The sequence below is a fragment of the Arthrobacter sp. 05L421 genome, from assembly GCF_056397785.1.
This window is the reverse complement of record NZ_JBFTOC010000045.1, coordinates 1-7,170: the sequence shown is the minus strand read 5'-3', so window position 1 is coordinate 7,170 and position 7,170 is coordinate 1. Positions and strand designations below refer to the sequence as shown.

Annotated in this window: 7 protein-coding genes and 1 pseudogene; 1 reads left to right on the top strand and 7 read right to left on the bottom strand. The window is 64.0% G+C overall.

Annotated elements, in window-relative coordinates; all coding sequences use genetic code 11:
- Positions 1 to 462 precede the first annotated feature (462 nt).
- The 5 genes and pseudogenes from AC1DKQ_RS22240 to AC1DKQ_RS22220 all read right to left on the bottom strand — a co-directional run bounded on the left by AC1DKQ_RS22240 (position 463) and on the right by AC1DKQ_RS22220 (position 4,415).
- Positions 463 to 615, bottom strand: a complete 153-nt coding sequence (locus tag AC1DKQ_RS22240; RefSeq protein WP_476884041.1) for a hypothetical protein — start codon at positions 613 to 615, stop codon at positions 463 to 465.
- Positions 616 to 796: 181 nt separating this feature from the next.
- On the bottom strand, positions 797 to 1,822 hold the full coding sequence (locus tag AC1DKQ_RS22235) for a DUF4192 domain-containing protein (RefSeq protein WP_476884040.1): 1,026 nt from the start codon (positions 1,820 to 1,822) through the stop codon (positions 797 to 799).
- Positions 1,823 to 2,383: 561 nt separating this feature from the next.
- Positions 2,384 to 3,292 carry a DNA-processing protein DprA gene (gene dprA / locus AC1DKQ_RS22230; protein ID WP_476884039.1) on the bottom strand — a complete coding sequence of 303 codons (909 nt, stop codon included), beginning with the start codon at positions 3,290 to 3,292 and terminating at the stop codon, positions 2,384 to 2,386.
- A gap of 379 nt (positions 3,293 to 3,671) precedes the next feature.
- Positions 3,672 to 3,776, bottom strand: a pseudogene (locus AC1DKQ_RS22225) (recombinase family protein); the annotation flags it as partial.
- A gap of 63 nt (positions 3,777 to 3,839) precedes the next feature.
- Positions 3,840 to 4,415, bottom strand: a complete 576-nt coding sequence (locus AC1DKQ_RS22220) for a recombinase family protein (protein WP_476884038.1) — start codon at positions 4,413 to 4,415, stop codon at positions 3,840 to 3,842.
- Between the two features lie 326 nt (positions 4,416 to 4,741).
- Here AC1DKQ_RS22220 and AC1DKQ_RS22215 point away from each other — a divergent pair, with 326 nt between their 5' ends.
- Positions 4,742 to 5,281: a hypothetical protein gene (locus AC1DKQ_RS22215; RefSeq protein WP_476884037.1), complete on the top strand. Its 540-nt coding sequence runs from the start codon at positions 4,742 to 4,744 to the stop codon at positions 5,279 to 5,281.
- 96 nt (positions 5,282 to 5,377) lie between these two features.
- Here AC1DKQ_RS22215 and AC1DKQ_RS22210 read toward each other — a convergent pair whose 3' ends face one another.
- Positions 5,378 to 5,620, bottom strand: coding sequence for a hypothetical protein (locus AC1DKQ_RS22210; RefSeq protein ID WP_476884092.1), 243 nt, complete (start codon positions 5,618 to 5,620; stop codon positions 5,378 to 5,380).
- Between the two features lie 91 nt (positions 5,621 to 5,711).
- Positions 5,712 to 6,824, bottom strand: a complete 1,113-nt coding sequence (locus AC1DKQ_RS22205) for an IS110 family RNA-guided transposase (protein ID WP_476884093.1) — start codon at positions 6,822 to 6,824, stop codon at positions 5,712 to 5,714.
- Positions 6,825 to 7,170 lie beyond the last annotated feature (346 nt).

Below are 7,170 nucleotides of genomic sequence, written 5' to 3'. Positions count from 1 at the left end.
CCCCCGACGCTTCTATGTCTGTCAAGCGGCGGCTGGAGACGGGTGCGGGCGCGGACCAAGAAGTTTCGCCGGTGAGGGGGGCGGCTCGTGGTGACCGGCCAGCGTCCCCTCTCCCCCCGTTGTTTTGGCTGCTGGCGAAGCTTGCGGAGCTGTGGCCGACGGAGGCCTGTCTACCCAAAAGGGCAAGGGCCGGGAAATTCCCGGAGGAAATCAGCGACGAAGGAGCGCCGCAGGGACATTTCGTGCGCCGCAGGCCCCGACGAAGGAGGGGCTAGACGGGCCGGAGCGGACACGTACAATCCGTCAGGACAGCAGCCAAAACAGAAAAAAGGCTTCTACAGCCCGAGCGGAGCGAGGCCCTTTTCAGCGGTTAAAAGGGAGGAGGCCGGCCCGTTGGGGCCGGCCTCCGTTTTTCCCTCAGCAAAAGGAAACTCAGTGCTGCAGCGTCATTGCTGCGGAAATTTACAGGCCCAGCGGGGATTTCTCCCAGGAGATATCAACGATGGGGGCGCCTGGCTGCGGCATGGTCAACATCGAGAGCTCGAGAACGTCCTGGGCATGGGTGGCATCGGCGGGTGCGGCGTCGTCGTCCGTGAGGATGAAGTCGTGGCTCAAGGTTGTGCTCCGTGGCGTGAGTGGGGTCCGTTGCCTCCTCACTGTAGCCCGGCGGCAGTCCTTTGCCTCGCTCGTGGGTGCTGCGCCCGCGTCAGCGTTGATCGGCGGCCGGAGGAGCGCCAGCGGGGGAGGCCGCCACCGCGCGGGGGCCGAACCGTTACCGGTCCGGCCCCGTTTGTTCCTAGCGGTGCCTCTTATAAGCGGTGGCTGCGTCCTGCGCGACCGGGGCGATGGTTCCCCGGTTTACCAGCTGTTCCATCAGTTCAGCGAGCCGGTAGCCGGGTGTATCCGCGATCGCGAGGGCGAAATGGTCTCCGGCCACGGAGGAGTGGCCTTTGAGGTACGCCAGCCAGCCGATCAGGGTCAGCAACGGTGCACGATAGCCTTCCGGGGCCGCGTCGATCAGGAGCCGCGCCTTTTCCTGTGCCCGGTCGACCCGGTTCCAGTCCGGCGTGATTCCCTGCCCGATCAGCAGGTTTCCGCTCCCCTCCGCGTCGGGACGTTCCGGATCAATCACGTTGCAGAACATCACGTCGCGCAGGTCAGGGCGCTGAAAGCATGCCAGCAGCTCCACCGCCGTGGTGGGGTCGGTCCAGCCGTCCCGGGTCAGGGCATCGGCCCACAGTGTCCGGCCGGTTTGCAGCTCTCCGGCGAATACTCCGGGAAAGGCCTCCCGGATCTGCTCGGCGGCGTCCGCGGGACCGGTATACGGCCGGTAGGTGGTGCCGGGTTCCTTTTGGTAGCTGCTCCCCCGGAAGATCAGTTCTGCGTTCAGTTGCCCGTCGGTGATGGATTCCAGCGGTTCGGGCAGGCAGCACCCGTCGTCGCTGTCGCACAGCAGGTTCTGCCAGTGCGACGGGGTGACCAGCCAGGCGTCTTTCAGCGGGGTGCCTGCGGTCTCCAGTTCCTGAATCACAGCCTCGACGTGGTCGTGGAACGGCCGCTGCGCCCCAGCGTCCGGGGAATCGTCCGTGTAGATGGCCAGCAGGACCGCGGTGGCCTGTTCGTCTACCGCGAGGTAGTCCACCATGGTCCGTGCGAAACTGACAGGATCCCCGAACAGGGGTGCGTCGACGCGCAGTGTGGCGCCGAGGGTGTTCTCGCGCAGAGTCAGGAACACAAAGGATTCCCGCGGCACGAACCCGAGCGTGTGCGGGATGAACCCGAGGATGTCGGCGGGGCTGGAGATGCGGATTGCGGCGTTCATGGTTGATGTCCTTTGCTGAGGATTCCGGTGGGCGGGGGCGGTTCAGGTGACCGGCCAGCTCCCCTCTCCCCCCGTTGTTTTGGCTGCTGGCGAAGCTTGCGAGCTGTGGCCGACGGAGGCCTGTCTACCCGCAGGGCAAGGGCCGGGAAATTCCCGGAGGAAATCAGCGACGAAGGAGCGCCGCAGGGACATTTCGTGCGCCGCAGGCCCCGACGAAGGAGGGGCTAGACGGGCCGGAGCGGACACGTACAATCCGACAGGACAGCAGCCAAAACGTCGTAGACAGAACAGGGCCAGAGGCGGCGGAGCCCTGCGGAGCCGGCACTGGACCCCACAGCCGACCGCGCCAGCGGACGCCCTTTCCTGGGTGAGCCCTGCGAACCCTTCATCAGCACCCCGAGTCTTCTTACGGCATCCCCGACTCCGTCGGCCGCGCACCCTGGTCCCCGGCACTGAGTGCGCGAATGGCGGTCCGCCGCCGCCAACCCACCGCCCAAGCCGGCCACGACGGCGGACCGCCACCGGTGACCGCCCCGGCAACGGGACGGCCACCTAAAGGGACTACCCGGCGAGGAGTTCGGCCAGTTCGGCAGCATCCGACACCAGCACCGCCGCGCCGTCCTTCAGCAGCCGGTGGCATCCTGCCGAGTTGGCGCTGTGCACGCTCCCGGGAACGGCCGCGACATGCCGGGCAATGGTCTCGGCGTGGTGGGCGGTGTTCAGCGCCCCTGAACGCCAGCGGGCTTCCACGACACAGGTCACGCCTGCGAGGGCTGCGATGATGCGGTTTCTCTGCAGGAACCTGTGCCGGGTCGGGGCGGAACCGGGCGGGAGCTCGGAGAGGGTCAGGCCGTTGCCGCGGATCGCGGCCGCGAGGTCAGCGTTTCCGGACGGGTAGTCCCGGTCAAGGCCTCCGGCCAGTACCGCGAGGGTTGCCGGTCCTTCTCCTTGGCTTCCGGCCAACGCGGCCCGGTGCGCGTGCGCATCGATGCCGTAGGCCAGCCCCGAGATCACGCAGATTCCGCGTTGCGCCAGCCCGTAGGCCATATCCCCTGTCACGGAGGCACCGTAGCTGGTCGAGTCCCGGGAACCGGTCAGGGCCACACACTTCGAAGGCGCCGGGATGCCGTTGTCGATGTTACCCCGGTACCAAAGCCCGTACGGGGCGTCGGGCAGATCGTCCAAGCCTTCCGGCCAGTGTTCATCTCCGGGGATGAGGAACCCGCCGCCCAGGCGTTCGATGGTGACCAGGTCCTTCTCCGGGTCGATTTCCGGAACCCGTGGAGCCCACCGCTTGAGGGCCTCTGACAGTTCTTCCGCCATGGCCTCCGGAAAGGTGTGTACGGGCTGCGCGCCGGTGGCAAGCCTCAACGCGGCGTACGCGCCGAGCCTGCCCACGAGGGCCCGACCGACACGGTCGCCGGGTTCGAAGAGTCGGGTCAGTGCTGCGCGTGCAATGCGATCGTTCATGGTTTCTCTCGTCCTTTGCTGAGGATCCGGTGGGTGGGGCGGCTTTGGTGACCGGCCAGCGTTCCCTCTCCCCCGGTTGTTTTTGCCTGCTGGCGGAGCAGCGCGTAGCTGTGCCCGACGGAGCCGGGGCAACCCGCAGGGCAAGCAGCCGTTGGGTTGTGGGAGGAAATAAGCGAAGCGCCGACACAAGGCATCGGCTGCGCAGCCGTCCGCAGGACGGTTGAGCCGGTGGAGCGGGCACGTACGATCCGGAGGACAGCAGCAAAAACAGAAAAAGCGCTTCTACAGCCCGAGCGCAGCGAGGTCCGTGCAGTAGACCTGGGCGCTAGCTGGGCGAGGGCCGGAAACCAGTGTCTTCAGGCAGCGCGTGGTTTCCGCTCTACTTTGTGGTGCTCTCGCGTGCAGAACGGACTGTAGACGTTGCGCGGCTCCAGCCAACGAGACGCGCGGCGTCCTCGGCGGTGCGTCCCTTGACGCGGGCGTCCAGGGAATCGCGGTCTTTTTACAGCCTAAGTGGCACTCTTAACAGGGGGCGCCGCATCGGTCTTCACGTGATGCGCCTTTGGAGCTCGCGGTACACCGTCGTCCGTGACACTCCGAACAGTTCGGCCAGTTCGGCCTGCGTGTGCTCGCCGGCGTCATGCAGTGTCAGGAGATGCTTCCGCTGCGTCTTGGACAATTTTGGTTGCTTGCCTTTCAGCCGTCCCTTGGCCTTTGCGACCGCCATGCCCTCGCGGGTGCGCGCCCGGATCAGATCCGCTTCGAACTCGGCCACCATTCCCAGGATGTTGAACAGCAGCCGGCCTACCGGGTCGGTCGGGTCGTGACTGTTGCCGCCGAGACTAAGCACAACCCCTTTGGCCGTGAGCTCATCGGCAATGTCCCGGGCATCGGAAAGGGAGCGGGCCAGCCGGTCGAGCTTGGTCACCACGAGGGTACCGCCGGTTCGGCAGGCCGCCATCGCTTCACGGAGTCCAGGGCGAAGACGGTTAGCCCCTGTAAGTCCGTGATCGACGAAGATCTGTTGCTCTTCAACACCCAGGGCAAGGAGGGCGTTTCGTTGAGCGGTTAAATCCTGATCGTTCGTTGAGACGCGGGCATAGCCGATCTTCATTCCAGTCATGAGGACCATGGTTGCAGTAATCCCCCCGTCACCGTGCATATCACCGTGCGGGTCCTACGTACATGCCTGGGCCAGCAGCTGCGCGGTACGCGTCGGCGTACTCCGCCGGCACGATGATCGACCGGCTTACGGACGATGCTAAGTGGATGCCTAGGACCGCATTTGACCGAACAGGAGTGGGCGAACATCATGCCGTGGGCACGTTGACTGGTGGGGCTAGGCTTTGGACAATTCAGGAGAAGTTCCCCGGATGCACGGTTCGACAGCGACGAGCTGGCAAAGCGGGAGGCCAATTTCTGGACGACCCGAAAGAAGGACGGGCACGGATGCGACAACAAGACCTGAGTCCCGCGCCTAGGGGATGGGTTGAGAAGCTGCAAGACGCCAATGTTCCCAGCTACCTCTTGATCGTAATTCTTGTGTCGCTGTTTTCACCTCTAGAGGAATCGATAGGATTTTGGCCCGCCTTGGCTACCGTCTTTCTGGCAGGTTTCGCGGCACTACAGCTAGTTGAAGTGCTCTTACAGCCGATGAAGAGAAAACGGATTGCGCTGGACGCGGAGCAAGGACTCTTTGAATGCGCGCATCGTGAGGAAGGATCAGCGCTCAAGCGAAAATGGGCTTTAGGGTACGTGAAGGCAGAGCCAGGCAAAGTGCTATTTCAAGCGAAGACGGGCCTCACCGGTTCCGTGGCCGGTCCAGTCGAAATCTATTCAGAGCCACGGCTTGTGCGCGACGGGGTAAAAGCACCATGGACGGTTTTCCCGAAAGGAAGCGTCATTGTTCTGAGTACGAACAAGGGAAGCATTGAACTGGCTGCATCGGCATCCAGCCTGAACCTGCTCACCGAACGAGCCCTGAACTAGCTCGGTCCTGTCGAACTTGTCCATAGGATCATCTATTCCCGCTGGGCGTCGCGCCTGCGTCCGGTAAAGGATCGGTTTACGGGCGCGCTACTAGCCCTAGGTCAGATTCTTAGGCGTATCGACCCGGACGGCTAAAATGCTCAGCGCGCCGCTAAGCAGAACGCTGAGCGCAAGGACGCCAAGGCCGCAAGCAGCGGCTATTCCGAAGGCATCGGGTTCGGCGACAGAGTCAATGACAGGCTCTTGGTAGTACCAGATCGTGTACCAAGCGTTCATGCCGAAGACTCCGATGAGGACAGTCACGATCCAAGAAACGACGGCCAGATGCCAAACTTTCATGCTTCCCCCAAGTACTAGCTTGCGACAAAGACTAGCCGTAGCTAGAGAGTCGTCCGCTCCGGCCCCTCCACGGCGTCCGTTCAGGGATCCCTTAACGGGCACCACCTGAACCGTCTACCCTGGCAACGTGGGACGGGGCTTGATCCGCGGTGGCGTAAAGGGAGTTGAGTTGGCGGTAGAGCGTTCGGGCGATGTAGCGCTTGAGAGATCTGCGGATTTCGCGGTAGCTGCGGCCTTCTTGGGTGCGCTTGGTGACGTAGTCCCGTGTTCCGGGGTCGTGGACCATCCTGGTCATGGTGATCGTGTGCAAGGCTCGGTTGAGGCGTCTGTCACCGCCCCGGTTTAGCCTGTGCCGGACAGTGTTACCGCTTGAGGCTGGCAAGGGATTCACTCCTGCCAGTGAGGCGAAGGCAGCTTCGCTGCGAACCCTTCCTGGATGCGACCAAGCTGTCAGGACGGTGGCGACTGTGACAGCCCCGGCGCCGGCCATCTCCAATAGCGGCGCTGCGGGGCTTTGCTTGATCAGTTCTGTCATGCGCTTCTGGTTCGCAGTCAGCTGGGTGGTCACTTCGATAACGCGGCGCGCCAATCGGACTGCTTCCTCGCGCGCGATCGATAGTTCGATCTGCTCTTGCCGTTCCCGCCATCTGGTGATCGTGGCGATCTGGGCGGGAACCAATGGTTTACGAGCGTCGATTCCCAGATCGTGTGCCCGGAGCAGGGCCATGAGTGCATTGACATTCATTGTTCGTTCCCGGGTGAGCTGATCCCGGGCTGCGCTTAGGATCCTGAGTCCGGCACGGGTTCCTTCATCCCGGCGCGGGGCGCGGAGCTGGGACTCCTCTAGGGCCAGGACTGCGGTTCCGATGGCTGCGGCGTCCAGCGGGTCGGATTTGCCGATCCCGCGGCGCCCTCGGGCGTTCATCCGTGGCGCTTCGGCGACGTCATAGCCGGCGTCGGCTACTGCCCTGGCCAGACGTGCTCCATAGGAGCCGATACCCTCAACGGCCCATAGACAGGCCATATCGCCGTCTGTCCGTCGGCCTACCCAGGCAAGTGCGCGGGAAATCCCTGCCGAGGTGGTGGGGAACTGCTCGCACGCGACCTGTCGCCTGGTACTGGGGTCAATGATGGCGTAGGTGTGGGTGCGGGCGTGGCAGTCCACGCCGATGACGAATGGGCGGGTCTGCGCAACGAGAGTCAACGCGGCCACCCTCCTTCCTTTCGAACGGGCAAGACTGGCCGCATCGCGACCGGCACTGACCTGGGAGGTGTCACTTCGAGGCAATACTGTGATGAGCCACAACCCCGAAGGGCTGGGCAAGCTTCTAATCAAGCCACCGTCGTGGGACAGGTCAACGCCGGTCGCCCCACCCAGCGCGGACAAGTCGGGGGGAATGCACCCTCAAGGGGCAATTGTTTTTTCGAGTCACGCGCCAGGCAGAACGGCCGGCATCAACACTGCCAGCTAGTCCCAGACCAGCCACTGCAAGACTCACAGTTGTTTTTTGGTTGCTGGCAAGCTCGCTTGCTCGGCGGCCGACGGAGCC